The organism is Enterobacter sp. BNK-29, from assembly GCF_048684785.1.
GTDB classification, from domain to species: domain Bacteria; phylum Pseudomonadota; class Gammaproteobacteria; order Enterobacterales; family Enterobacteriaceae; genus Enterobacter; species Enterobacter cloacae_M.
In genome coordinates this window covers 542,605-568,710 of sequence record NZ_JBLQTU010000001.1, presented here as the reverse complement: position 1 = coordinate 568,710, position 26,106 = coordinate 542,605, and the positions used below count along the sequence as shown (strand labels likewise).

The following is a 26,106-nucleotide window of genomic DNA, read 5'->3' as shown; positions in this document are numbered from 1 at the left end:
AAACAAAATGCCATAAAAAAAGCCGGAGATAATCTCCGGCTTTTTTGTTATTTCACCTGCTGGCCAGGCTTCGCGCCTTCGTCAGGGCTTAACAGGAAGATATCTTTACCGCCAGGGCCTGCGGCCATCACCATCCCTTCAGAGATGCCGAAGCGCATTTTGCGCGGCGCCAGGTTCGCCACCATCACGGTCTGACGACCGATCAGCACCTGCGGGTCCGGGTAGGCTGAACGGATGCCAGAGAAGACGTTACGCTTCTCGCCGCCCAGATCCAGCGTCAGGCGCAGCAGCTTGTCAGAACCTTCCACGAATTCCGCGTTTTCGATCAGCGCCACGCGCAGGTCAACTTTGGCGAAATCGTCAAAGGTAATGGTTTCCTGAATCGGATCGTCTGCCAGCGGGCCGGTCACCGGTGCCGCAGCCGCTTTAACCTCTTCTTTAGACGCTTCCACCAGGGCTTCAACCTGCTTCATCTCGATGCGGTTGTACAGCGCCTTGAAGGTGTTCACCTTGTGGCCGAGCAGCGGCTGCGCCATGGCATCCCAGGTCAGTTCGGTGTTCAGGAACGCTTCAGCGCGGGCTGCCAGCTGCGGCAGAACCGGCTTCAGGTACGTCATCAGCACGCGGAACAGGTTGATGCCCATGGAGCAGATAGCCTGCAGGTCGGCATCGCGACCTTCCTGTTTTGCGACAACCCACGGTGCCTGCTCGTCGACATAGCGGTTCGCCAGGTCAGCCAGGGCCATGATTTCGCGCACCGCTTTGCCGAACTCACGGGTTTCCCACGCGTCGCCAATGGTGGCTGCCGCGTCGGTAAAGGTTTTGTACAGGGCAGGATCAGCCAGTTCAGCCGCCATCACGCCGTCAAAACGCTTGGCGATAAAGCCCGCGTTACGGGAGGCCAGGTTCACCACCTTGTTGACGATGTCCGCGTTCACGCGCTGCACGAAATCTTCCAGGTTCAGGTCAATGTCGTCGATGCGGGAAGAGAGCTTCGCGGTGTAGTAGTAGCGCAGGCTGTCCGCGTCGAAGTGGTTCAGCCAGGTGCTGGCCTTAATGAACGTCCCGCGAGACTTGGACATCTTCGCGCCGTTCACCGTCACGTAGCCGTGTACGAACAGGTTGGTTGGCTTGCGGAAGTTGCTGCCTTCAAGCATCGCCGGCCAGAACAGGCTGTGGAAATAAACGATGTCTTTACCGATAAAGTGATATAGCTCTGCCGTGGAATCTTTTTTCCAGTATTCGTCGAAGCTGACTGTGTCGCCACGCTTGTCGCACAGGTTCTTGAAGGAGCCCATGTAGCCGATTGGCGCGTCTAGCCAGACGTAGAAGTATTTGCCCGGCGCGTTCGGGATTTCAAAGCCGAAGTACGGCGCATCGCGGGAGATATCCCACTGCTGCAGGCCGGATTCGAACCACTCCTGCATTTTGTTCGCCACCTGCTCCTGCAGCGCGCCGCTGCGGGTCCACGCCTGCAGCATTTCGCTGAAGGACGGCAGGTCGAAGAAGAAGTGCTCGGAGTCACGCATCACAGGCGTGGCGCCGGATACCACGGATTTCGGCTCGATAAGCTCGGTCGGGCTGTAGGTCGCGCCGCACACTTCGCAGTTATCGCCGTACTGGTCCGGGGATTTACATTTCGGACAGGTGCCTTTGACGAAACGGTCCGGCAGGAACATGCCTTTTTCCGGATCGTACAGCTGAGAGATAGTGCGGTTTTTGATAAAACCGTTCTCTTTCAGGCGGGTGTAGATCAGCTCCGACAGCTCGCGGTTTTCGTCGCTGTGCGTGGAGTGATAGTTGTCATAGCTGATGTCAAAGCCAGCAAAATCAGTCTGATGCTCCTGACTCATTTCGGCAATCATCTGCTCCGGGGAGATCCCCAGCTGCTGCGCTTTCAGCATGATCGGCGTGCCGTGAGCATCGTCCGCACAGATGAAGTTAACCTCGTGGCCGCGCATTCGCTGGTAACGGACCCAGACATCAGCCTGGATATGCTCCAGCATGTGGCCGAGGTGGATTGAGCCGTTGGCGTACGGCAGTGCGCACGTTACCAGAATTTTCTTCGCGACTTGAGTCATAGTAGGCATTACTTCTTTTAACTGTGAAAAGGGTTTTTGATGTTACCCGAAAGGTAATAACTACGCCAAGTGATAAGGGCATTAATCCATAAATGAATAATTGTTACCTCTGGGGTAAACTTGGTAATTACACGTCTTTTTTCAGAACAACTACAAAGGAGTCGGGATGAGTTCTCAATCCCAGGCCAAATCACCGGAAGCCTTACGAGCAATGGTCGCCGGGACGCTGGCTAACTTTCAGCATCCAACCCTGAAGCACAATCTCACTACGCTGAAAGCGTTACACCACGTTGCCTGGCTGGACGATACCCTGCACATTGAACTGCAGATGCCGTTCGTCTGGACCAGCGCCTTTGACGCGCTGAAAGAGCAGACCAGCTCTGAGCTGCTGCGCATTACCGGTGCGAAGGCGATCGACTGGAAGCTGAGCCACAGCATCGCCACGCTGAAGCGCGTGAAAAATCAGCCTGGCGTGAACGGCGTGAAAAATATCATTGCCGTCAGCTCGGGCAAGGGCGGAGTAGGGAAATCCTCTACCGCCGTTAACCTGGCGCTCGCGCTGGCAGCGGAAGGGGCAAAGGTCGGTATTCTGGATGCGGATATCTACGGTCCGTCTATTCCGAACATGCTGGGCGCGGAAAACCAGCGCCCCACCTCGCCGGACGGGACCCACATGGCGCCAATTATGGCGCACGGTCTGGCGACCAACTCCATCGGTTACCTGGTGACCGACGATAACGCCATGGTCTGGCGCGGCCCGATGGCCAGCAAAGCGCTGCTGCAGATGCTGCAGGAGACGATGTGGCCGGATCTGGATTATCTGGTGCTGGACATGCCGCCGGGCACCGGTGACATTCAGCTGACGCTGGCACAGAACATTCCGGTCACGGGGGCGGTCGTCGTGACTACGCCGCAGGATATTGCGCTGATCGACGCCAAAAAAGGCATCGTGATGTTCGAGAAAGTGGAAGTGCCGGTGCTCGGTATCGTCGAGAACATGAGCATGCACATCTGCAGCAACTGCGGTCACCACGAACCTATCTTCGGTACGGGTGGTGCAGAAAAACTGGCCGCGAAGTATCACACCCAGCTGCTGGGGCAGATGCCGCTGCACATTACCCTCCGTGAAGATCTGGACAGCGGAAAGCCGACGGTGGTCAGCCGCCCGGACAGCGAATTCGCGGAAATGTATCGCCAGCTGGCGGGACGCGTTGCGGCGCAGCTCTACTGGCAGGGCGAAATCATTCCGGGGGAAATCGCGTTCCGCGCGGTGTAATTCCTCAGCTCCGAATTGCCGGGTGGCGCTTCGCTTACCCGGCCTACAAATTGCACCATCACGTAGGTCGGGTAAGGCGAAGCCGCCACCCGACTTTAACCCAATCGATAGTGCATCAAATAATACTCTCCGTCCGGAGAATCTCCCGTCGCCTCAATGTGCCAGCCGTGTCGCTGGTAAAACGCAATAGCCCTCGCATTCTTCACCAGGCACTTAAGCGAACCCGTACTGGTAAACGTTTTCTGTACGTGTTCAAGTAACTCATGCCCGACGCCCATGCTCTGATACTGCGGATCGACAAACAGGTTGTGCAGGAAATTATCGTTCGTCCAGACGGAGGCAAAACCCAGGCGATGACCGTTCTGAGCAGCAACCCAAATCACTTCGTCACGGGTTGCCGCGTCAAAGTCTTCAAGCTGCCAGTCTGCACTGTCCAGCCATGGCCAGGCTTCACGCCGGGCGTGAAGGTAGAGCGTGCGCAGGAAAGGGCGGTCACTTTCCTGCCAGGGGCGAATCACAATTGCGTTAGCGGTGATAGAAAATATCTCCATTGTAGGCTTTGTAGATCTTGCCATCAGCATCGCCGATCAGCACGTAGTTCTCACCCATATAGGTCCAGTGGGTTCCGGCATCCGGAGCCGGCAGGTTACGTAACTGGTACTGTTTGATGGTGTACTCCGGCGTTTGATACTGCGCCGGCGCCGTGTCGCCAATCTTGAATTTCGTAAAGTCAGCGATGAACTCTTGTTCTTCATAGGCCTTGATGCCGGATGGCGCAGCGGCCGTTTGCGGGGCAGCGAATGCAGATCCCGCCAGAGACAGTAATACACCCAGAAGCAGCAATTTACGCTTAGCCATTTTTTCTCCAGTGATATCGTTACAGATACTTTTCGTCTGCAGGTCGTGCAAAGCGGAGCAGACAGTCCATTTTAAGTATCAACGCAGGGTATGTTTGAAAAAAAATGTAACAAAAGTGGACGGTTTTGTGTAGTCGAATGGGATGATGTTTATCACTGTGGTGAATATTGCCTACTCCTTATATTTTTAAAATTTATTATTTCACTAATTAATTCTGAAAATAACTTTTGATGTCAAAATTGGACTGATGTGTGAATGCTTTCCCTATGAAGATGATTTAATATTGCCTTCAGGTGAAGCGGTCTTACTTCCTTTTTTCTTACAGGGTTGAGTATTGCTTTCGTGTTTTAGAGAGCGGTTTGGCCACGTTTTACAATGTCAGAATTTCATATCGCATGAAGATAATCAATTAAATTTCATGGAGTTATATTTAATCTCTTTGCAGGATTGACGATCAACGCAACGTTAAAAAGAAGTATTTATACAAATGAAAAGTACAACTGCATTTTCGCTTTTATTTCTCACCGTTAGTCAGTTAACGGGGTGTGTATTTTCCCCCGGCCAGAACTTAAGTGTGTCCGGGAAAAAGGTCATTGCGGCGGAAGACGTTAATTATAATCTTGATAAGCGCGTGGAAATTTTCCCATTAACGCCGGGATTGATTGAAAAGCTGCGTCCGACCGTATCGAAATCTCAGGCAAATCCTAATCTGGATGAGCAGATCAAAAACTGGGAATACCATATTGGCACAGGCGACATCCTGACGGTCACCGTCTGGGATCACCCTGAATTAACGACGCCCGCGGGACAATATCGTAGTGCAAGCGATGCAGGCAACTGGGTCAACGCCGATGGTACGGTCTTTTATCCCTACGTCGGTAAGCTGCGGGTGGCGGGAAAAACGGTTTCACAGGTACGTGAAGAGATTACAGCGCGACTGGATAAAGTCATTGAGAGCCCGCAGGTGGACGTCAGCATTGCCGCCTTCCGTTCGCAAAAAGCCTATGTCACCGGAGAGGTCGAAAAATCGGGCCAACAACCCATAACCAATATTCCACTGACGGTGATGGATGCGGTTAACGCCGCTGGTGGTCTTTCTGCGGATGCCGACTGGCGTAACGTCGTGCTCACGCATGATGGCAAGGACGCCCGCCTTTCGCTCTATGCGCTGATGCAGCATGGCGATTTGACTCAAAATAAGCTGCTTTATCCGGGCGATATCCTGTTTATTCCCCGGAACGACGCGCTGAAAGTGTTCGTGATGGGCGAAGTGGTCAAGCAGAGTACGCTTAAGATGGATCGTAGCGGCATGACGCTGGCCGAAGCCCTGGGAAATGCTGGTGGACTTAACCAAAATATGGCCGATGCAACCGGCATTTTTGTTATTCGGCAGGTATCTAAAAAAGGCGACACGGACAAAATTGCCAATATCTATCAACTGAATGCGGAAGATGCGTCAGCCATGGTGCTGGGTACGGAATTCCAGCTGGAGCCGTATGACATCGTTTACGTCACTACGGCACCGTTATCACGCTGGAATCGCGTGATCACCCAGCTGGTCCCTACCATCAGCGGCGTCCATGACCTGACCGAAACCGTTCGTTACATCAGATCGTGGCCGCAGTAATGTTTCAGTCAATCTTAGTGGTCTGCACCGGCAATATTTGCCGTTCACCGATTGGTGAGCGGCTGTTGCGTCAGCAATTACCCGGCAAGCAGGTGACCTCAGCAGGTATTTTTGGACTTGAAGGACGTCCGGCGGATGCGGCTGCGCAGGCTGTCGCCTGGCGTCATGGCGTTTCGCTGGAAGGGCATGTTGCCCGAAAGGTGACGCGCAGCCTGCTGCAACAATCCGATTTGATTCTGGTAATGGAGCCGGAACACCTCCGTTTTATTGCCGCAATGACTCCGGAGAACCGGGGAAAATCGCTGCTCTTTGGACAATGGCTGGAAACCAGGGACATTCCCGACCCGTATCACAAAAGTCGCGAAGTCTATGAATATGTTTTCGAGCAATTGGGTAAAGCCAGTCAGGAATGGGCTCGTCGTTTGAGTCAACAAGGAATGAAGCCGTAATGTCGTCTTCTAAATCAGACAAATATAGTGCTGCGACACCGCAGAATAATGAAATCGATCTTCTTCAGTTGCTTGCTGAGATGTTTGACAACCGGGTGACGATTGCGTGCGTCACGCTCCTGCTCACGGTATGCGCGGGGATCTACGCGTTCAGTGCCACGCCAGTTTATCAGGCTGATGCTCTGGTACAGGTAGAGGCGAAGCAGAATAACTCGCTGCTCAAGAACCTGACCCCGTTCGGGTCCGAACTCTCGCCAGATGTCGCGCCGGAACTTTTACTCCTTAAATCACGGATGATTCTGGGAGAGACCGTTGATCAATTAGGGTTGACGTACAACGCCAGGCGACGCGTGTTTCCTGTCATCGGGCCTTTGTGGGAACACGTGCGGGGACGTAAATCCGCTGAAATAACGATCGGCGCGCTGGCTATTCCCCTTCTGGAAGGTAAGCCACAAAAGCTTTTACTCACCGTACAGGGGAAAGGGCGGTATCGTCTTGAGGGAAAAACGCTTCAAGCAGAAGGCATCGTGGGGAAAACGCTTATTAAAGACGGAATGTCGCTTCTGGTGACATCCCTCAGCGCGGAACCAGGCACCGAGTTTACCCTCGAAACCGTCACAAGGCTTGACGCGATCAACGCCATTCAGAACAGGCTTACGGTTGTTGAGTCGGCGAAACAGAGCGGTATGATCGCATTAACGTTAATGGGTGAAGACCCCGCCAGGATCGCTACGGTACTTAATACTATTGCTGAAAATTTTCTCAGCCAGAATATTGCGCGCCAGGAAGCGAAAGATTCCCGTAGCCTCACGTTCTTACAGGAGCAATTACCTAAGATCAGCCGGGAGCTGGATGAAGCTGAAGCGCGTCTGAATGCCTACAGAGAGCAACGCGATTCTGTCGACTTATCTCTGGAAGCAAAGTCAGTCCTTGATCAGGTTGTTAACGTGGAAAACCAGCTTAACGAGCTGACGTTCCGCGAAGCAGAGGTTTCACAACTTTTCAAAAAGGACCATCCCACCTACCGTGCCTTGCGGGAGAAAAAACAAACGCTTGAACGCGAGCGTGCGCGCCTGAATAATCGCGTCTCAACCATGCCTTCCACGCAGCAGGAAATCTTACGGCTGAGTCGTGACGTTGAATCCGGGCGTACCATATACCTGCAGTTGCTGACGCGTCAGCAAGAGTTGAGTATTTCGCGTTCCAGCACTATCGGGAACGTGCGGATTATTGACCCGGCCGTGGTGCAGCCAGATCCGATCAAACCGCACAAAGCGCTCATTATCGTACTGGGTATGCTGATGGGATTGATGCTCTCTGCCGGCATGGTTTTAGTGCGCTCAGCGTTTAATCGGGGCATTACCTCGTCTGAACAACTGGAAGTGCAGGGGATACCGCTTCTGGCGACGCTTCCACGCTCGATATGGCTCTGGAAAAAAACGCACCTGCGCAGGAGAACCCTGTTTGCGTCCCACTGGAAGCACAGGACGTCGAACGTCCCTTTCCTGCCCGTTGACCGCCCGACAGATATGTTTGTCGAGGCGGTGCGCGGGCTGTGCACCAGTCTGCATTTTACCATGATGGATGCCACAAACCGGATTGTCGTGGTGTCTGGACCCACGCAGGACTGCGGAAAGACGCTGGTCAGTACTTCAATGGCGTCGATTGCCGCTCAGGCCGGACAGCGAGTGCTGTTTATTGATGCGGATATGCGCAAGGGATATGTCCACAATGTGTTCAAACTGAGCAATCATCGGGGATTATCTTGCGTGCTCGGAGGAGACGTTGAATGGCAGGCGGCTGTTCAACGCGTTGAGAAAGGCGGTTTTGATGTATTGACCTGCGGACCCCAACCTTCACATCCCGTTGAGCTGCTCATGAGTGAACGCTTCCAGGCCGTGATGTCGCAGATAGATAAACTGTATGACATCGTGATTGTCGATACCCCACCTGTGCTTGCCGTAACGGATGCCTTGCTGATAGCCCGAGCAGCGGCAACCACGCTGCTGGTCGCCCGCTTTGGTAAAACTAACGTCAAGGAGATCGAGAACTGCCTGAAGCGTCTGCAGCAAATGGGCGTGCAGGTGAATGGCGCGATCCTCAATGATATCGTGAAATCTGCCGTGCTTTATTACAACTCGGGATATAGCCATTACGACTACGGTTATACCCAGGAATAAACCTGACGCGACACTTCTTTACAGCGTGATGGCGTATTGCCCGTTAAGATGACCTTCGTTAAAACATGAGGTCATAATGGATAACCGCAAAATCAGTCGACTGCGCCGCTGGGCGCGGGAAGGAATCGTACTCGTTCTGCTGACGCTGGCCGTAGTGTGGGGTGTTGATCAGTATCGAAAACCGACACTCCCCGCCAGTTTTAGTGCAACACCGATGCAGAGCATCGACGGTAACATTCACGATATCTCGGCCCTGAGCCAGGAACGGCCGCTGCTGATTTACGTCTGGGCCACCTGGTGCAGCATATGCCGTTACACGACGCCTTCCGTTAATCAGCTGGCAGAAGAGGGCGGGAACGTGGTGAGTATTGCCATGCGTTCCGGTGATAACGCAAAGCTTACGCGCTGGGTTGAAAAGAAACAGCTGAAAATGCCGGTGATAAACGATGAAAATGGTGCGTTGTCGCAGCAGTGGCAGGTGAGCGTAACGCCGACGCTGGTCATTGTGTCGAAGGGTAATGTGGTCAGTACCACGACGGGCTGGACGAGTTACTGGGGATTAAAATTAAGGATGTGGTGGGCAGGCGTATAAAATAACCCCTCTCCCGGCGGAAGAGGGGGGCTGTATTACTTAGCCAGAACTTCCTGCGCGGTGCGCTCAACCAGAGACAGCAGGATTTTAATATCTTCCAGCGTCACGGTTGGGTTCAGCAGCGTCAGCTTCAGGCAGGTGACGCCGTTATGCTCGGTCACACCGACGTTCGCACGGCCGGATTCCAGCAGCGCATCACCAATTTTCTGGTTCAGCAGGGCGATGCCCGCGTCATCCATCTGAACCTGTCCGCGGAAGCGGAACAGAACGCTTGCTAGCTGTGGCTGCATAACCAGTTCCAGAGCAGGCTGCTCTTTCACGTAGGCCGCAACCTGCTGCGCCAGGGTCACGCCGTGATCGATGATCGCCGCGTATTGCTCCTGACCCAGCGCTTCCAGGCTCATCCACAGCTTCAGCGCGTCAAAACGACGGGTGGTCTGCAGAGATTTGGACACCAGGTTAGGCACACCCGCTTCTTCGTCGAACTCAGAGTTCAGGTAGGCCGCCTGATAGCGCATCAGCTCATAGTGACGCGCTTCTTTCAGCAGGAACGCGCCGCAGCTGATGGTCTGGAAGAACTGCTTGTGGAAGTCCAGGGTGACGGAATCCACCAGCTCAATGCCGTCCAGGTAGTGACGATACTGCTCAGACATCAGCAGCGCGCCGCCCCAGGCCGCATCAACGTGTACCCAGATGTTCTGCTTAGCGGCCAGCTCTGCAATTGCACGCAGCGGGTCAATAGCACCGGCATCGGTGGTACCTGCCGTTGCGACGATCGCAAGAATCTGCTCGCCGTTCGCATTGCACTGCTCAATTTTCGCCGCCAGATCGGTCAGATCCATGCGGGAGAATTCGTCCGTTTTCACCTGCACCACGGACTGGTAGCCCAGACCCATCAGCGCCATGTTTTTCTGCACGGAGAAGTGTGCGTTTTCGGAGCACAGCACGCGAATTTTGCGCAGATCTCCCACCAGACCGTCCTGCTGAACGGAGTGACCCTGACGCGCGAAGAACGCATCGCGAGCCAGCATCAGGCCCATCAGGTTGCTCTGGGTACCGCCGCTGGTGAAGACACCTGCGTCGCCGGCCTGATAACCCACGCGGGTACGCAGCCACTCGATCAGCTTGATCTCAATAATGGTTGCGGACGGGCTTTGATCCCAGGAGTCCATACTCTGGTTAGTGGCGTTGATCAGCACTTCCGCCGCCTGGCTTACCACCAGGCTTGGGCAGTGCAGGTGCGCCACACACTGCGGGTGATGAACGGACAGGCTGTCTTTCAGGAAGAACTCCACGGCGCGTTCAATCGCCGCTTCGTTGCCCAGCCCTTTCGGGTTGAAATCCAGCTTAATACGGTCGCGCAGTTCTGCGACCGTTTTGCCCTGGTACATCTCAGGCTGTTTCAGCCACTGCATCACAGCCTGAGTGCTTTGTTCGATCGCCTGCTGGTAAGCTTCAATGCTCTGCGCAGAGGAGAACAAAATTGGGTTTGAATCAGACATCGTAATCAATAACTCCGGTTACGCCGGGCGAACGCCCGCAGCAAGCAGTGCCTGCTCAAATTTATCCAGGAAGATTTTCAGCTCTTCGTCGCTGATCAGCAGAGACGGCAGCAGACGCAGAACGATACCGTTACGGCCACCGCGCTCCAGAATCAGACCGGCTTCGAAGCACTTCTTCTGAATCAGTGCAGACAGCTCGCCGTCGCCCGGGAAGCAGCCCATGTGGTCAGCGGCTTCGTGTGGCTTAACGATCTCAATACCGATCATCATGCCCAGACCGCGCACGTGGCCGATAACAGGATAGCGTTTCGCCATCTCTTTCAGCTGGCCTTTCAGCCATTCGCCCTGTGCAGCCACTTTGCCTGCGATGTTCTGGTCTTTCAGGATTTTCAGCGTCGTCAGACCGGTCGCCATCGCCAGCTGGTTGCCGCGGAAGGTACCGGTGTGGTGACCTGGCGCCCATGCGTCAAACTGCTTTTTGATACCGAGCACGGCCAGCGGCAGACCGCCACCTACGGCTTTAGACATCACGATGATGTCTGGCTCAATGCCCGCGTGTTCGAAGGCGAAGAATTTACCGGTACGGGCAAAGCCAGCCTGAACTTCGTCGAGGATCAGCAGAATGCCGTGTTCCTGAGTCACTTTACGGATGCGCTGCAGCCACTCAGCCGGAGCCGGGTTCACGCCGCCTTCGCCCTGAACGGCTTCCAGAATCACCGCAGCAGGTTTACGCACGCCGCTTTCAACGTCGTTGATCAGGTTATCGAAGTAGTAAGTCAGCGCTTTCACGCCCGCTTCACCACCGATACCCAGCGGGCAACGGTACTCGTGCGGGTAAGGCATGAACTGTACTTCTGGCATCATACCGTCAACTGCTTCTTTCGGAGACAGGTTGCCGGTCACGGACAGCGCGCCGTGGGTCATACCGTGGTAACCACCAGAGAAGCTGATGATACCGCTACGACCGGTCACTTTTTTCGCCAGCTTCAGCGCCGCTTCAACGGCGTCAGCACCGGATGGACCGGTGAACTGCAGGCAGTACTCTTTGCCCTGACCAGGCAGCAGAGAGAGCAGGTATTCAGAAAACGCGTCTTTCAGAGGCGTAGTCAGATCCAGGGTATGTAACGGCAAGCCGCTGGTAATGACATTTTGGATGCTTTTCAGCACATCAGGATGGTTATGGCCAAGCGCAAGGGTCCCTGCGCCTGCTAAACAGTCAAGGTATTCTTTATTATCTGCATCGGTGATCCACACGCCTTCTGCTTTAGTGATGGCTAAAGGCAGTTTGCGCGGATAACTCCTGACGTTAGATTCAAACTCGGCCTGACGGGCCAGATAGGTTTCGTTGCTTTTGTGGGCATCTACGGTGTCAATACGGACTTTATCCGTCATCATATCACTCCTACAACCGCCGCTTCGTTATGAGCCACGATTGAATAAAAAGTTAAAAAACAGATGGGGGCCTGAAAAAAACGCCGCCAATATAGAGCCTTTTGCCACAGGGCTCAATGGTTAATTTGTTTACTGTTTTGTGACATGGCGCTCAGGGGAAGGGATATCCCCTTTTTAAGAAAGAAAATTGCGCTTTATGATAAAGAAAAACAGACTGTTACGTGTGTTCTGCCCCGACTGTAAATTCATAAAAAAGAGTGTGACAAATCGTGCCATTCGCTGACCAAAAAGGAGGCAGACAGCCTCCTTGTTAGCTTTATTTCTGCGACACCTGCAAAATGCCGTGGTTACGCCCCGTCGTCTTATTCCAGGACACCGCCGTAATGCCGTTCTCATCAAGGCTTAGCGATATAACAAAACCATTACCGTGAATCTCATAGAAATGAGCATTCAGACGTTTCACGGTGGCCTTTTTGCCGTTAATGGTGGCGTTAAAAAAGCCGTTTGAAATCGTGGCGTTAACCGCATCCGATGTGAAAGTGGCTTCACGTAAAGGGTCGTGGACCGCAGCTGTTGTGTGCTGTGCCGCATTTTGGTCTTTTGTTTTGTGAATATCACAAGAGCCGTCATTCGCGTTCATCTCAGTGCATCCTGAACGTTCTAACTGAGCGCGAAAGTGCGCGTTAATCGCATGAGCCGGTGTTGTCGCTACCGCCAACGTCAGTGCAATCCATATTAATTGAGTTTTCATGGCTAAACTTTTGTCCACCTTATAAAACACACAGATAATAAGAGGCGTACATCATGCCGATCCAAATACCGACACCAATGAGCATCAGATACAGGGTCGCTGAAATAATGATATGTCTGAGCATGTTTTTTCTGTCATCGCTATTCTTGCCGGAGGCAAGCGGGTTATTAACTTAACGGCGTCAGTTAATAATGCTTAAGTTGTATTTAGTTAAAAGCCCATTCCGACGCCAACTGACGCCCCCATATTATTGGCGGTATCATCAGAGAAGCTCACTTTCGCGATGACATGTGAACTAAAGTTAACGGATGCCCCGACGGCAAGGGCGCTTTCATTATTGTACGTTGCACCGCCAGCAGAGAACATAACATGCTGATTCGTTTGTACCTGCGGTAAACCTGCCATCGCCATGGCGCCCGAGATACCTGCGTTGGCCTGCTTCTTATTATTATCCACTTCGTCATGCAATGATTTGAATTGCTGATTGGTATTGTTATTCATTGCCTGTAACGTCTGCTTTGTTGCCTGAAGTTCCTGAGCGGTGGCGGTAACAGCCTGGCTGTTGTTGGCCACTTTCGTTTGCGTCGCTGCGTCTACCTGCACGCGCGTTACGGTAGTTGCCACACCATCTTTACCATTATGACCATCTGCGCCGTCACGTCCGTTAATGCCTGCTGCCCCCTGTGCGCCCGTATCTCCCTTATCACCTTTCGCGCCATCTTTTCCATCTACGCCGTTGACTGGTTTTGGCATATTCTCTAAAGAGGTGATGCGTTGCTCATGATCTGTCAATACGTTGCCTTGTAATTGGGTTTGGTTTTGAAGCTGAATGATATCAGAGCCATTTTTAACAACGCCTAATAAAGCAGTGTCTGCTTTTTGACTAGCGGTATCAGCAAGAGCACCGGCACGTTTAGCCTCACCATCAACACGATTAATTTCATCTACCCGATTACGTGATTCAGCATCTAAATCGCCGCGTAAAAGGGATATTGACGTGGTGTTAGAACTTACCCCACCTTTAAGCTTATCAATATCATCTAAATCATAAGATTTGATTGATTCGTCTTGACCATGGATAGAAAGAAAAACGTTGCTACCATCAGTTGTCTGAATCATCGCTTCAGCAGCTGTAGCAACATGGAATGAACCACCAGCAACCACATACAGTGCAAAAACAGAAATAATAGATTTATTCAAAGGTTTCATTTTAAATGACCACATCATTAATGTATTGAAAAAATAATATTTAGCTGAACGGTTTTCATGAAACAGAGATTAACCATCAATGACGATTGAACTCTGCCTTAATCTTTTTTAGTAACGTGAATTAACTATCAATTAAACCCAAACTAATGATTTTGATCTAAATCATAAATAATATGAATAAATACAGCGAAGGGGTGTGGTAACTCTATGATTTATTTAATGTATACATTTATTTGTGAGTTGCACGATTATTTTATAACTCGCTTTAAGTAATTGATTGAAAAATGAATATTTAACGTGGTTAAAGAGATGAGTGAATTCTTTTTATTTCGTATGAAAGGAGTTTATATGTCTTATAAAAGAATAAATCACACGTAACAGGGCTGAAAAAATAATAGCCTTAGTAAAAGTGCACAATAAAGATTTTCAATAACACGTTAACAATTATTGAACCAGAATTAACTAAAGCGTAATAAATATACGTAAATGACTGGAAAGTACGTCTGGAGATTTCCGCTGTGACAAACGGGGTGATAAATCGAAACTCCTTGCGCCTGGCCTACGGCCCCGGTTACACTACATTACGTTAATGAGTTTTATAACTCACTGTTTTAAAAGTATTTTGACTCGGGGTGCCCTTCTTTGTGAAGGCTGAGAAATACCCGTATTACCTGATCTGGATAATGCCAGCGTAGGGAAGTCAGATGCCTTCCCGGTCATCGCTTCTTCACGCAAGGCAGGAGCGAACCCATGCAGCCTGACCTGCTCGATTTACACGTTTTACACCACTTCCGAACCCGTTCTCCGCTGACCCACTGTATGACCAACGATGTCGTACAGACCTTCACGGCCAACGTTTTGCTGGCGCTTGACGCATCACCCGCGATGGTGATTGAGGCCGAAGAGGCTGAACAGTTTGCCGGCATCGCCGATGCGCTGCTGATTAACGTTGGTACGCTGACCTCGCCGCGTGCCCAGGCGATGCGTCGGGCAATAGAAAGCGCGGTGGCTGCAGGCAAGCCCTGGACGCTAGACCCGGTTGCCGCGGGTGCCCTGACGTTCCGTACCCGCTTTTGCCATCAAATTCTCGCCCTGAAACCGGCCGCCATTCGCGGCAATGCCTCCGAAATTCTGGCCCTTGCCGGATTGAGCGCGGGCGGACGCGGCGTCGATACAACCGATACCGCAGCCAGCGCGGTGCCCGCTGCACAGGCGCTGGCTCGCCAGACCAATGCCGTTGTGGTCGTCACCGGCGAGGTGGATTACATCACTGACGGGCAACGCACCCGCACGGTAACGGGCGGCGATCCGTTGATGACGCGCGTAGTGGGAACCGGATGCGCGCTTTCTGCCGTTGTGGCGGCGAGCTGCTCGCTGCCGGGCGACCGGATGGATAACGTCGCTGCCGCCTGCGGATGGATGAAGCGAGCCGGAACGGTGGCCGTTGCGCAGTCACGTGGGCCTGGCAGTTTTGCCAGCGCGTTTCTGGATGCGCTCTATACGCTGGAGGAGCAGGCATGAAACGGATTAACGCCCTGACCATTGCCGGCACCGATCCCAGCGGCGGCGCGGGTATCCAGGCCGATCTCAAAACCTTCTCGGCCCTTGGCGCGTACGGCTGCTCGGTCATTACCGCACTGGTGGCGCAAAACACGCGCGGCGTGCAGTCGGTCTACCGTATCGAGTCGGATTTTGTTGCCGCGCAGCTGGATTCAGTGTTCAGCGATGTGCGCATTGATACCACCAAAATCGGCATGCTGGCCGAGACGGATATTGTGGAAGCGGTGGCCGAGCGGCTTAAACGCTATCAGGTGCAAAACGTGGTGCTGGATACCGTCATGCTGGCGAAAAGCGGCGACCCGCTGCTCTCCGCCTCCGCCGTGGAGACGCTGCGTACAAAGCTACTGCCGCAGGTGGCGCTTATCACGCCCAATCTGCCGGAAGCCGCCGCGCTGTTAGGCACATCGCATGCGCAAACTGAACGCGAGATGAAAGCGCAGGGAAACGCGCTGCTGGCGATGGGCTGCGGGGCGGTGCTGATGAAAGGCGGGCACCTGGATGATGCCGAAAGCCCGGACTGGCTCTTTACCCGCGACGGCGAAGTACGTTTTACCGCGCCGCGCGTGCAGACCAAAAACACCCACGGCACGGGCTGTACCCTCTCCGCCGCGCTGGCGGCGCTGCGCCCGCGGCATGACGGCTGGGCCGATACGGTGCGCGAAGCGAAAACCTGGCTCTCGGCGGCGCTGGCAAAAGCCGATACTCTGGAAGTGGGTCACGGTATTGGGCCGGTTCATCATTTTCATGCATGGTGGTAACCCAGTATACTGGCAGGAAACACCACGCCTGAGAAAACAGAGATGGAACAAGCGCATACCCGGTTAATCGCTCAACTGAATGAACGGATCGCCGCGCCTGACAACACGCCGCTGTACCTGAAATTTGCCGAAACGGTAAAAAACGCGGTGCGCAGCGGGGTGCTGGAGCACGGGAATATTTTGCCCGGCGAGCGCGATTTGAGCCAGTTAACCGGGGTGTCGCGCATCACCGTGCGAAAGGCGATGCAGGCGCTGGAGGAAGAGGGCGTGGTGACGCGCTCCCGTGGCTATGGCACGCAAATCAACAATATCTTTGAATATTCGCTGAAAGAGGCGCGCGGTTTTTCCCGGCAGGTGGTGCTGCGCGGTCAAAAGCCCAATACGCTGTGGGTCAACAAGCGGGTGGTGAAGTGCCCGGAAGAGGTCGCAAACCACCTGTCGATCCCTCCGGACAGCGAGGTCTTTTTGCTCAAGCGCATTCGCTATGTGGATGACGATGCGGTGTCGATTGAAGAGTCCTGGGTGCCGGTTGGCCTCATTCCCGATCCGGATGCGATTGGCATTTCGCTGTACGATTACTTCCGCAGTCAGAATATTTTCCCGCAGCGCACCCGTTCACGGGTTAGCGCCCGCATGCCGGACAGCGAGTTTCAGGCGCACATTAAGATGGACGAAAAAATACCGGTGCTGGTGATCAAGCAGGTTGCGCTTGACCAACAGCACCGGCCGATTGAGTACAGCATCAGCTACTGTCGCAGCGATCTATACGTCTTTGTGTGCGAGGAGTAGCGCCTCGCGAGTCGGGGCGCAGTCCCCGCCGCGGTGGCTGACTACCCAGGACGCCACGGCATTCCCCAGCAGAACGGCGTCTGCCAGGGACCATCCCGCCGCCAGCCCGGCAAGCGTGCCGCCCGCGTGGCTGTCGCCAGCGCCAATGGTATCCACAACCGTCGCCGGGAACGCCGGAACAACGCCCGCATCGTCGCCGTCATACCACGCGGCGCCGTCTTTATCATGACGTACAATCAGCGCGGCGCCGAAGCGCTGCTGCCACTCCACACCCAGGTTTTCAGCCGCTACGCCCAGTCGTTCGGCTGCGATCTCTGCTTCCTGACGATTAAGCGACACGATCGGCCTGCAGGCCATAATCCGCGCCATCAGCGCGTCGGGAATATCCGCGAGGCGGGGGCCGAAATCGATAAAGGCCGTTACGTCCTGCAACCCCTCCAGCCAGCGTGTCAGCAGCTCGCCGCACGGCGAGGCCAGCTGATAGCCGGATAAATAGACCAGGCTGTTCGACGGGATGTTAAGCACATCAAGCCAGCGCTGCTGCCACTGGTTTTCCACGCCGCTAAAGGACATAAAGGTGCGCTCGCCGTCTGGCTCCACCAGCGCCAGGCACCAGCCGTTATCGCCGGTTTCGGCCGCAATGGCGCTGTGCAGATCCTGCTTTGCCATGGCGTTGCGGATAATATCCGCCCAGACGCCGTGACCGACGGGCAGGGCGTTTTGCGACGCAATACCGAGCCGTTTCAGGGCGATGGCAATATTCAGCGCGCAGCCGCCAATATTCACGCCCTGCTGTTTGAGTTCGATATCGCACCCGCGCCAGGGCAGGGCGTAGGCGTCGGCGATGACGTCAATCACCGCCGCGCCCAGCACCGTCACCGGGCGCGTGGCGTGCAGGGTGTCGAGACGTTGGGCAAATGAATTCATACGCCCTCCCTTTGCTCCCGGTAGTGCAGCAGTTTCGCGCAATAGTGGCCGAAATCGAGCCGGTTGACGGCGTCGAGCTCGGCTTTGAGCGCCGGGTCAATCGCCTGCACGCCGTGGAGCGCGCCGCAGATGGCCGTCGCCATCGCGCCAATGGTGTCGGTATCGCCGCCCAGGTTGGCGCATAAAATGGCGCAGCGGTTTGGGTCGGTTCCCGCCAGTTCGACCATCGCAATGGCCGCCGGAACGGACTCAATGGTGCTGGTTCCGGCCCCCACGAGCTGGTACACCTGCTCGCTGGCGGACTCAACCCCGTTGGCTTCCCGTACGGTCTTAAGCGCCAGCTCAATACGTGCCGCCAGCGACGCGCTGAAGGTGGTGGTTTTCGCCTCCTGCGCATAGCGGGCGATACCCGGCAGGGCATCGACGATGTTCTGCCAGCTTTCGCCGTCGACGGCGCGCGAAACCGCCCAGGCAATCACCACCGCGCCGGCAATGGCGAGGTCCGATTTATGGGTCGGGCTGGAGGCCAGCGCCACCTGCTCAACAAAGTGTTCCAGACGCGTGGCCGGAAGCAGGCAGCCCAGCGGGGAGGCGCGCATCGCCGCCCCGTTAGTCACGCCGTTGTTGTCCAGTTCGCTAACCGGCTTGCCGTCGCGAATCGCGTTAAGCGCGATTTTGGAGGTCGGGCCGAGTACGTTCTTATTAAACGCGTCGAAATCGAGCGCCCAGCGCAGAATATGCTTGCCGATAACATCCGCGTTAATCTCCCCGTCGCACTCAACGATCGCATCCGCCAGGCACAGCGCCATTGAGGTATCGTCGGTGAACTCTGCCTGTTTGAAATAGCAGGCAGCATTATTCTCTGCCGGGCCGGGTAAAAAGCGGTCGATCCAGCCGAAGTGCGCCTTGACGCGCTTTCTCGGCCACAGCTCCGACGGCATGCCCATCGCATCCCCTAACGCCTGCCCGTAAAGAGCACCGAGAACACGTTCTTGTTTCATTTAACTTCCCCTTGTGTCAGCGCGGCATCGCTATCAACCACCTCAATTGCGGCGATCTCTTTATCCGATTCGCGGAAAAACAGCATAAACAGCACGGCAATCACGGCAATCATGATTGCACCGAACGTCCACATTCCGGCCCAGTTGAAGGTCAGCCCATTCACCGGCTCTTTGTATGCGAACATTTTTTCCATCATCACGCCGCCCAGGCGGTAACCCAGCAGGCTACCAAAGCCCTGACAGCACAGCGTAATCAGGCCCTGCGCGGCGGTGCGCATATGCACCGGCGCTTTTTTGTCCACGTAGATGTACGCGGTGACGTAATAGAAGTCGTAGCTTACGCCGTGCAGCAGAATGCCGAGGAACAGCAGGGCGTAGGTAAAGTACTGTTCCGCTCCGCCGTAAACAAAGAACCCGTAGCGGATGGCGGCGGTAATCAGGCCCAGCAGTAAGACCTTCTTAATACCAAAACGTTTGGTAAAGAACGGCAGGGCGAGCATAAAGAAGATTTCGGAGAACTGGCCGAGCGTCATCCAGCCGGTGGCGTTTTTCATCCCCACTTCGGTGAGATAGCCGTTGGCGAAGATGTAATAGAAGGCCAGCGGCATGGCGAACAGGAACGAGCAGAAGAAGAACACCAGGAAGTTTCTGTCGCGCAGCAGGATCAGCGCGTCCAGCCCGAGCATCACTTTGAAATCCAGCTTGCCGGTACTTTTCGGCGGCGTATTCGGCAGGAACAGGGCAAAGACGCCGAGCAGGGCGGAGCTGGCTGCCGTCATCAGCAGCGGGATGTTGGTGTCGGAAATATCGCTGTAGCCCAGCATCTGCGGCAGGAACCCGCACGCCAGCCCAGAGGCGATCCAGCCGATGGTGCCCATCACGCGGATGCGCGGGAAATCGGCCTCGACGTCGTCCACGTTGGCAAAGGCGATACTGTTGGTCAGCGCGATGGTTGGCATATAGGTCAGGGAGTAAACCAGCAGCAGCGGGAAGAAGGTGCTGAACTGGGTTTGCTGCGCGGCGAAGTACATCAGAATGGCTCCGGCGAACATCAGCACTGACAGCACTTTCTGCGCGGCGAAGAAGCGGTCCGTCAGCGAGCCGACCAGAATTGGGGAGAGGATCGCGGCAATGGCGGTACAGGCGTAAGACCAGCCGATTTCCCCGGCGGTAAAACCGCTTTTGCTCAGCCACAGCCACAGCGGCACAAACCACGCGCCCCAGATAAACCATTCAACAAACATCATGAATGACAGTTGGACTTTCGTTTTCATTTTTTAATCCTGCATGTCAGAGAGGGTACGCCTTTAACATACCACTCAATAATACCTTTTAAATACCTTTGTGGCGATTGTTTGATCAATGTAACAGTTTTGTTGTACACGAATCGAGCCAGCAGATTGTGCTGAAAAAAAATGCAAAAGGTGGAAAATCTGTTAAGTCGGTACCAGGCTTAGTCTGCCCATAAAAGATGGGACTGGATAAACACACACCGACACGACGTCGGACTTACGGGAGTATCACATGACTGATATTGCGCAGTTGCTTGGCAAAGACGCCGACAGCCTTTTACAGCATCGTTGTATGACCATTCCAGCCGATCAGCTGTATCTGCCTGGTCACGACTACGTTGACCGCGTGATGATCGATAACAACCGTCCGCCTGCGGTCCTGCGAAATATGCAGACGCTTTACAACACCGGGCGGCTCGGCGGCACCGGGTATCTCTCTATTCTGCCGGTGGACCAGGGCGTAGAGCACTCTGCAGGCGCCTCTTTTGCGGCGAACCCGCTCTACTTCGATCCGAAGAACATTGTTGAGCTGGCGATTGAAGCGGGCTGTAACTGCGTGGCCTCTACCTACGGCGTGCTGGCCTCGGTTTCGCGTCGCTATGCCCACCGCATTCCGTTCCTTGTGAAGCTGAACCATAACGAAACCCTTAGTTACCCAACCGAATATGACCAGACCCTCTACGCCAGCGTCGAGCAGGCGTTCAACATGGGCGCGGTGGCGGTAGGGGCGACGATTTACTTCGGCTCCGAACAGTCCCGTCGTCAGATTGAAGAGATCTCCGCGGCGTTTGAGCGCGCGCACGAGCTGGGCATGGTCACCGTACTGTGGGCCTATCTGCGCAACAACGCGTTCAAGAAAGACGGCGTGGATTACCACGTGTCGGCCGACCTGACCGGGCAGGCGAACCACCTGGCGGCGACCATCGGCGCGGATATCGTGAAGCAGAAAATGGCCGAGAATAACGGCGGCTATAAAGCGGTGAACTTTGGCTACACCGACGATCGCGTTTACAGCAAGCTGACCAGCGATAACCCGATCGACCTGGTGCGCTACCAGCTGGCGAACTGCTACATGGGCCGCGCGGGGCTGATTAACTCAGGCGGCGCGGCGGGCGGTGATACCGACCTGTCAGACGCGGTGCGTACGGCTGTGATCAACAAACGCGCGGGCGGTATGGGGCTGATCCTCGGCCGCAAGGCGTTTAAGAAATCGATGGCCGACGGCGTGAAGCTGATCAATGCGGTTCAGGACGTCTATCTCGACAGCAAAGTCACGATTGCCTGACGGCTCCATCTCCCTCTCCCCGGGGGGAGAGGGTTGGGTGAGGGCATCATTGCTCACCGTGTGATACATCAGCGCAAAAGCACGCAGTCCGGCGGTAGCCGGCACTGCAGCGCGCCGGGCAATACTTCAATGCGGAACTGCGTCCCGCTGAGCGGCTCTCCGTCGAGGTTGAAGGTCATCCCGTGCGGAGCATTCACTTCAAACCACGCCGATTTCCCGGCGATGATATTTGGGCTCTCTTCCGGCTGCGTCAGCGTGGTAAACAGCGCGGGCAGCAGGCCGTCGCCCGTGAAAATACGCAGCTGGAGCTGACCGTCATTAATCAGCGCCTCCGGGCAGAGCTGTTGTCCGCCGCCCGCCTGACGCCCGTTGCCAATCCCAATCACCAGCGCGTCACCCTGCCACTGAAAATCCTCGCCGCGAATTTCGCAGCGGTCAGGCTTGAGGGTGTCCATGCGCATGAGGCCGTGGATCAGGTACGACACGCCGCCCAGCGCCGCCTTCAGCTTTTCCGGCGTTTCGCTGGTGATGCGCGTGCCAAACCCGCCCGTCGCCATATTGATAAAGCAGGTTTTATCATTCACCTGCGCAATATCCACAGCGGTGGCCTTGCCGAGGATCGCCAGCTGGAGCGCTTTCTCTAACTCCTCCGGGATCCCGGCGCTGGTAGCAAAATCATTGGCGGTGCCGAGCGGTAAAATACCCATCACCGGCCGGTTTGCCGGGGGCAGGTCGATAAGCGCTGACGCAATCTCATTGATGGTGCCATCGCCGCCGCCGGAAATAATGGTGCTGACGCCAAGCCCGAGGGCTTCATTGATATAGCGTGCCGCGTCGCCTTTTTCCCACGTCACCCTGACGTGAATGCGCGCGCCATCGTCACGCAAACCCTGAATTGCCTGACGCAACAGATCGTTGCCCGCGCTTTTGCCATTGAGAATCAATAAACTGTCTGAATAGGTTGCCATCCGCGCTGCTCCCTTTTTTAGCGTTAGTAAGAGTGTATAGCAGAGAGGAAAAAAGCGGGTAAGAACAGGATGAAAGGAACAAAATATGCCCGAAAGCGCGTTACACTCCAGCGATGATAGTAACGTAATCACAGGAAAGTGATGATGAATAAAATTTTGGTAAGCGCGTGCCTGATGGGCTTTAAGGTTCGTTATAACGGAAGTGAAAAAGCGCGAATGAACGAGCAGCTCAAGCGCTGGCAGCAGGAACAGCGTCTGGTTATCCACTGCCCTGAACTTGCGGCCGGGATGCCTGTACCTCGTCCTCCGGCAGAGATTATGTCCGCTGATGGCAAAGACGTAATGCGCGGGCAAGCCAGAATTAGTGAAAATACAGGGCAGGATGTGACTGAGCAGTATCAGCTTGCAGCCTGGCTCGCGCTACGCGCTGCTCAGGAGTCGGGGTGTAGCGCAGCACTATTAACCGATGGCAGCCCAACGTGCGGCAGTCAGTTTATTTATGACGGATCTTTTCGCGGGATCCATAAAGCGGGGAGAGGTGTTGCTGCATCGTTGCTCGCAGAGCATGGGATAGCCGTGTTCTCGGAGGGGCAAATCGACGAACTGATTGCCTGGGTTGAGGAGAAAGAAGGCAAAAAATAAGCCCGCGTAAGGGAGATTACGCAGGCTAAGGAGGTGGTTCCTGGTACAGCTAGCATTTATGGGTTATGTTTTTCAGCGGGGGGATAATACCCGTATTGAACGAAGCGGTATGTGATCCGATTCTAAGAATTATCCCAGCGCGAAAAAATTTCCCTGATTAACTATTTGCCGTGTGGGTTTCGGGTGCTTTCACCGTTGAAGTTACGCATCAGCAGCGCAAACTTCAGCTCCACCTCTTCCGGAACCGGCAGCCAGACGGTATGACCATCACCCGGCGCCACGTCAATCGCTTCGCCTTTGCCGTTTTCCAGATGTTCCAGCGTAAAGTTCATGTTGCCCTGTGGGGTCATCAGCTCCAGGCTGTCGCCTTTGGTGAATTTGTTTTTCACCGCGACGGCCGCCAGCGCGCCTTTGCGCTCGCCGGTGAAGTCGCCGACAAACTGCTGGCGCTCGGAAACGGAGTAGCCGTGCTCGTAGTTCTGGTAGTCGTCATGGGTATGACGACGCAGGAAGCCCTCGGTATAGCCGCGGTGCGCCAGGCCTTCCAGGGTTTCCAGCAGGCTGGTATCGAACGGTTTACCGGCGGCGGCATCGTCGATGGCTTTGCGGTACACCTGCGCGGTGCGCGCGCAGTAGTAATAGGATTTGGTGCGGCCTTCGATCTTCAGGGAGTGCACGCCCATCTGGGTCAGACGCTCAACGTGGGCGACGGCGCGCAGATCTTTCGAGTTCATGATGTAGGTGCCGTGCTCGTCTTCAAAGGCGGTCATGTACTCGCCCGGACGTTTGGCTTCTTCAATCATAAACACGCTGTCGGTTGGCGCGCCGATGCCCAGCGTCGGCTCGACGTTGGTCACCGGGATAGGCTCGTGCTTGTGCACAATATTACCGACGTCATCCTCTTTGCCTTCCTGGACGTTGTATTCCCAGCGGCAGGCGTTGGTGCAGGTGCCCTGGTTCGGGTCGCGCTTGTTGATATAGCCGGAGAGCAGGCAGCGGCCGGAGTAGGCCATGCACAGCGCGCCGTGAACGAAGATTTCGATTTCCATATCCGGCACCTGGGTGCGGATCTCTTCGATCTCTTCAAGAGAAAGCTCGCGGGACAGGATGACGCGGGTCAATCCCATCTGCTTCCAGAACTTCACCGTCGCCCAGTTAACGGCGTTAGCCTGTACGGAGAGGTGAATATCCATCTCCGGGAAGTTCTCCCGAACCAGCATGATTAAACCCGGGTCCGACATGATCAGCGCGTCCGGCCCCATATCCACCACCGGCTTCAGGTCACGAATGAACGTTTTCAGCTTGGCGTTGTGCGGCGCGATGTTCACGACCACGTAGAATTTTTTGCCCAGGGCATGCGCTTCGTTGATGCCGAGCTGCAGGTTCTCGTGGTTGAATTCGTTGTTACGCACGCGCAGCGAGTAGCGCGGCTGGCCCGCGTAAACGGCGTCGGCACCATAGGCGAAAGCGTAACGCATATTTTGCAGCGTTCCCGCCGGGGAAAGGAGTTCCGGTTTAAACATGTTTGTTCTCGTTCTGATGACAGGTCAGATCCGCGTGCACCAGGTGCAGCGGTAAGGGGAGATCCCCCACTTTAAGGGCGGGCATTGTAGCGCCGCGGGGCAGGGAGGTAAAGATTGAATTATTATTTATTTTAGCCGTAAAGTTAATTACGGCTAAATTTGCATTGTTATTTATTTCTTTCTGATGTGGTTTTTATTTTGAATTGCTGCTGTAGGTATTTTAGATGCCATCTCATTTCTCTGGCTTCAAGTTCTGATACTTTATTTCCTTCGATAACACTCAGCACAATTGAATATAGTGTGTAAAGGTCTCTCACTTCTGCATTAATTTGTTCCAGAGGATGTATGTCAAATTCGTAAAGTATCAGGTTGAAATAATCAAGGGTTGAATTCTTGTTTCGATGACGATTATTTTGTGTTCTGTGAAAAGAGATCATGGAACGAATCATTCTTGCTATATAAATCCAGTCTCTAATAAATGAATTGGTTGCAGTGATTTCGTTATTAAGATAAAGTGGTGGTGTTCTTTCGGAAAGAATAATAGCTATATTATCATCAGAAAATTTTTCTTGGATCTTAGCATTTATTTCCGATTGCTCGCTCTCTCGATTATCAATATATCTAAAATCAACCAATATTTGAGCATCTTTATCAACATTAAAATAGTGATGTAAAAAAGGATGGGTGGTTAATTCTTCCATCATGCTTATACGCTTACGGTAATGGTCACCGTGACGTTTGTTAACTATTTCTATGATTATAATCTCTTTTTTGTCTTTGCTAATTGCAACTAAATCAAATAGAAAATTTTTATATGAAGATATTCTTGGTGAGTCTTCATAAACAGCATACTCTTTTAAAGTATATTCTGTTTTAATTAACTCAACTTGATAATGGTAATAATCGTAATAGTTTACCATAGTTTGCCTCCATTGCATTTATATTTTTCAAGTTTAATTAAGGTCATATATTCTGCAGGCGAATTGTTTTCTCTCATTTCTAATATTTTAGCGATTGAGGGAGCTAGGGATAATGGAACGACAAGGGATTTTCCAGGCTCCTTCACGAATCGCTCAGCAATAATGCGCGTTATTTGCCTGTCATTCTCCATGACTACCGGAGCCAGGGCATCAATGGTAAATTTAAGTCCGTTGTCTACGTCTGAATAAGAGTTGTTATGTGGGAAATAAAATATTTTAAAAGTTGTCTTATACTTAACCTGCATGCCAGTATATTCTGCTTTTGCAGAGTTAAAAACTTTCGATTGCCAGATTGCCTTCAAAGATTTAGGACCTTTCCTGTTAACCGTGGCTGGTCGGCCAAAGACGATCATTTCCAAAAGATTATCTGCCATGATATTTCCTTAAAGAAAAAAATAGAACCAGACTTCTTTTCTGTATTGTTTAAAAATGTGTGACTGTACTATACATAGCTGTAAATCATC

The 26,106-nt window shown here is 53.7% G+C and carries 24 protein-coding genes and 1 riboswitch; of the genes, 10 read left to right on the top strand and 14 right to left on the bottom strand.

From position 1 onward, the window contains the following. Positions 1-47: 47 nt before the first annotated feature. Positions 48-2,081 carry a methionine--tRNA ligase gene (gene metG / locus ACMGGX_RS02675; RefSeq protein WP_032658904.1) on the bottom strand — a complete coding sequence of 678 codons (2,034 nt, stop codon included), beginning with the start codon at positions 2,079-2,081 and terminating at the stop codon, positions 48-50. A 166-nt stretch (positions 2,082-2,247) separates the two neighbouring features. Between metG and apbC the strand changes: the two genes are divergently transcribed. Continuing rightward, positions 2,248-3,357: an iron-sulfur cluster carrier protein ApbC gene (apbC, locus tag ACMGGX_RS02670; protein ID WP_029740176.1), complete on the top strand. Its 1,110-nt coding sequence runs from the start codon at positions 2,248-2,250 to the stop codon at positions 3,355-3,357. A gap of 95 nt (positions 3,358-3,452) precedes the next feature. Here apbC and ACMGGX_RS02665 read toward each other — a convergent pair whose 3' ends face one another. Together ACMGGX_RS02665 and ACMGGX_RS02660 are read right to left on the bottom strand one after the other, a co-directional pair. Further along, complete coding sequence (locus tag ACMGGX_RS02665; RefSeq protein ID WP_223536697.1) at positions 3,453-3,908, bottom strand: GNAT family N-acetyltransferase; 456 nt, start codon at positions 3,906-3,908, stop codon at positions 3,453-3,455. After that, positions 3,883-4,215, bottom strand: a complete 333-nt coding sequence (locus ACMGGX_RS02660; protein ID WP_023336316.1) for an RcnB family protein — start codon at positions 4,213-4,215, stop codon at positions 3,883-3,885. Before ACMGGX_RS02660 ends, ACMGGX_RS02665 begins: the two co-directional genes overlap by 26 nt. A 487-nt stretch (positions 4,216-4,702) precedes the next feature. On the opposite strand from ACMGGX_RS02660, the gene ACMGGX_RS02655 reads away from it, so the two are divergent. The 4 genes from ACMGGX_RS02655 (at position 4,703) to ACMGGX_RS02640 (ending at position 9,063) form a co-directional block, all read left to right on the top strand. Continuing rightward, positions 4,703-5,842 (top strand): polysaccharide export protein, encoded by a 1,140-nt coding sequence (locus ACMGGX_RS02655; RefSeq protein ID WP_181593498.1) that lies wholly within the window; start codon positions 4,703-4,705, stop codon positions 5,840-5,842. Then, positions 5,842-6,291: a protein tyrosine phosphatase gene (locus tag ACMGGX_RS02650; protein WP_063440815.1), complete on the top strand. Its 450-nt coding sequence runs from the start codon at positions 5,842-5,844 to the stop codon at positions 6,289-6,291. The genes ACMGGX_RS02655 and ACMGGX_RS02650 overlap by 1 nt, the downstream gene beginning before the upstream one ends. Beyond that, positions 6,291-8,471 carry a polysaccharide biosynthesis tyrosine autokinase gene (locus tag ACMGGX_RS02645; RefSeq protein WP_420298010.1) on the top strand — a complete coding sequence of 727 codons (2,181 nt, stop codon included), beginning with the start codon at positions 6,291-6,293 and terminating at the stop codon, positions 8,469-8,471. The genes ACMGGX_RS02650 and ACMGGX_RS02645 overlap by 1 nt, the downstream gene beginning before the upstream one ends. Before the next feature lie 76 nt (positions 8,472-8,547). Next, positions 8,548-9,063, top strand: coding sequence for a protein disulfide oxidoreductase (locus ACMGGX_RS02640; protein ID WP_262770815.1), 516 nt, complete (start codon positions 8,548-8,550; stop codon positions 9,061-9,063). Positions 9,064-9,098: 35 nt separating this feature from the next. Here the strand turns inward: ACMGGX_RS02640 and ACMGGX_RS02635 are convergent, their stop codons facing one another. The 4 genes from ACMGGX_RS02635 to ACMGGX_RS02620 all read right to left on the bottom strand — a co-directional run bounded on the left by ACMGGX_RS02635 (position 9,099) and on the right by ACMGGX_RS02620 (position 13,917). Continuing rightward, a complete protein-coding gene (locus tag ACMGGX_RS02635) occupies positions 9,099-10,565 on the bottom strand; it encodes a pyridoxal phosphate-dependent decarboxylase family protein (RefSeq protein ID WP_023312433.1) in 1,467 nt (488 codons plus the stop codon). An 18-nt stretch (positions 10,566-10,583) separates the two neighbouring features. Beyond that, the gene (locus ACMGGX_RS02630; RefSeq protein ID WP_014884533.1) at positions 10,584-11,960 is read right to left on the bottom strand and encodes a diaminobutyrate--2-oxoglutarate transaminase; all 1,377 of its coding nucleotides are present in this window, start codon (positions 11,958-11,960) and stop codon (positions 10,584-10,586) included. Positions 11,961-12,273: 313 nt separating this feature from the next. Continuing rightward, complete coding sequence (locus ACMGGX_RS02625; RefSeq protein ID WP_420298009.1) at positions 12,274-12,708, bottom strand: hypothetical protein; 435 nt, start codon at positions 12,706-12,708, stop codon at positions 12,274-12,276. A gap of 210 nt (positions 12,709-12,918) precedes the next feature. Beyond that, positions 12,919-13,917 carry a YadA-like family protein gene (locus ACMGGX_RS02620; protein WP_420298008.1) on the bottom strand — a complete coding sequence of 333 codons (999 nt, stop codon included), beginning with the start codon at positions 13,915-13,917 and terminating at the stop codon, positions 12,919-12,921. 618 nt (positions 13,918-14,535) lie between these two features. Further along, positions 14,536-14,632: riboswitch (TPP riboswitch) on the top strand. Between the two features lie 35 nt (positions 14,633-14,667). Between ACMGGX_RS02620 and thiM the strand changes: the two genes are divergently transcribed. From thiM to ACMGGX_RS02605, 3 genes are read left to right on the top strand one after another with little or no spacing between them, the layout of a single operon-like run. Then, positions 14,668-15,438 carry a hydroxyethylthiazole kinase gene (gene thiM, locus ACMGGX_RS02615; RefSeq protein WP_420298007.1) on the top strand — a complete coding sequence of 257 codons (771 nt, stop codon included), beginning with the start codon at positions 14,668-14,670 and terminating at the stop codon, positions 15,436-15,438. Further along, positions 15,435-16,235, top strand: coding sequence for a bifunctional hydroxymethylpyrimidine kinase/phosphomethylpyrimidine kinase (gene thiD / locus ACMGGX_RS02610; protein ID WP_420298006.1), 801 nt, complete (start codon positions 15,435-15,437; stop codon positions 16,233-16,235). The genes thiM and thiD overlap by 4 nt, the downstream gene beginning before the upstream one ends. Positions 16,236-16,277: 42 nt before the next feature. Next, a complete protein-coding gene (locus tag ACMGGX_RS02605; RefSeq protein WP_148242220.1) occupies positions 16,278-17,024 on the top strand; it encodes a GntR family transcriptional regulator in 747 nt (248 codons plus the stop codon). Here ACMGGX_RS02605 and ACMGGX_RS02600 read toward each other — a convergent pair. From ACMGGX_RS02600 to ACMGGX_RS02590, 3 genes are read right to left on the bottom strand one after another with little or no spacing between them, the layout of a single operon-like run. Next, a complete protein-coding gene (locus ACMGGX_RS02600; protein WP_181593490.1) occupies positions 16,998-17,951 on the bottom strand; it encodes a PfkB family carbohydrate kinase in 954 nt (317 codons plus the stop codon). The two genes, ACMGGX_RS02605 and ACMGGX_RS02600, sit on opposite strands and share 27 nt — an antisense overlap. After that, entirely contained in the window at positions 17,948-18,952 is a 1,005-nt protein-coding gene (locus ACMGGX_RS02595; RefSeq protein ID WP_063440796.1) for an ADP-ribosylglycohydrolase family protein, read from the bottom strand. Before ACMGGX_RS02595 ends, ACMGGX_RS02600 begins: the two co-directional genes overlap by 4 nt. After that, on the bottom strand, positions 18,949-20,226 hold the full coding sequence (locus tag ACMGGX_RS02590; RefSeq protein WP_047652484.1) for a nucleoside permease: 1,278 nt from the start codon (positions 20,224-20,226) through the stop codon (positions 18,949-18,951). Before ACMGGX_RS02590 ends, ACMGGX_RS02595 begins: the two co-directional genes overlap by 4 nt. A gap of 250 nt (positions 20,227-20,476) precedes the next feature. Here ACMGGX_RS02590 and fbaB point away from each other — a divergent pair, with 250 nt between their 5' ends. After that, entirely contained in the window at positions 20,477-21,529 is a 1,053-nt protein-coding gene (gene fbaB, locus ACMGGX_RS02585) for a class I fructose-bisphosphate aldolase (RefSeq protein WP_023312424.1), read from the top strand. 68 nt (positions 21,530-21,597) lie between these two features. Here the strand turns inward: fbaB and yegS are convergent, their stop codons facing one another. After that, complete coding sequence (yegS, locus tag ACMGGX_RS02580; RefSeq protein WP_126796603.1) at positions 21,598-22,497, bottom strand: lipid kinase YegS; 900 nt, start codon at positions 22,495-22,497, stop codon at positions 21,598-21,600. A gap of 141 nt (positions 22,498-22,638) precedes the next feature. On the opposite strand from yegS, the gene ACMGGX_RS02575 reads away from it, so the two are divergent. Continuing rightward, positions 22,639-23,139: a DUF523 domain-containing protein gene (locus ACMGGX_RS02575; protein WP_181593487.1), complete on the top strand. Its 501-nt coding sequence runs from the start codon at positions 22,639-22,641 to the stop codon at positions 23,137-23,139. Positions 23,140-23,300: 161 nt separating this feature from the next. On the opposite strand, the gene yegQ is transcribed toward ACMGGX_RS02575, so the two are convergent. The 3 genes from yegQ to ACMGGX_RS02560 form a co-directional block, all read right to left on the bottom strand. Further along, a complete protein-coding gene (gene yegQ / locus ACMGGX_RS02570) occupies positions 23,301-24,662 on the bottom strand; it encodes a tRNA 5-hydroxyuridine modification protein YegQ (protein WP_181593486.1) in 1,362 nt (453 codons plus the stop codon). Between the two features lie 167 nt (positions 24,663-24,829). Continuing rightward, a complete protein-coding gene (locus ACMGGX_RS02565; RefSeq protein WP_420298005.1) occupies positions 24,830-25,582 on the bottom strand; it encodes a hypothetical protein in 753 nt (250 codons plus the stop codon). Then, complete coding sequence (locus ACMGGX_RS02560; RefSeq protein WP_420298004.1) at positions 25,576-26,016, bottom strand: RusA family crossover junction endodeoxyribonuclease; 441 nt, start codon at positions 26,014-26,016, stop codon at positions 25,576-25,578. The genes ACMGGX_RS02565 and ACMGGX_RS02560 overlap by 7 nt, the downstream gene beginning before the upstream one ends. Positions 26,017-26,106: the final 90 nt, after the last annotated feature.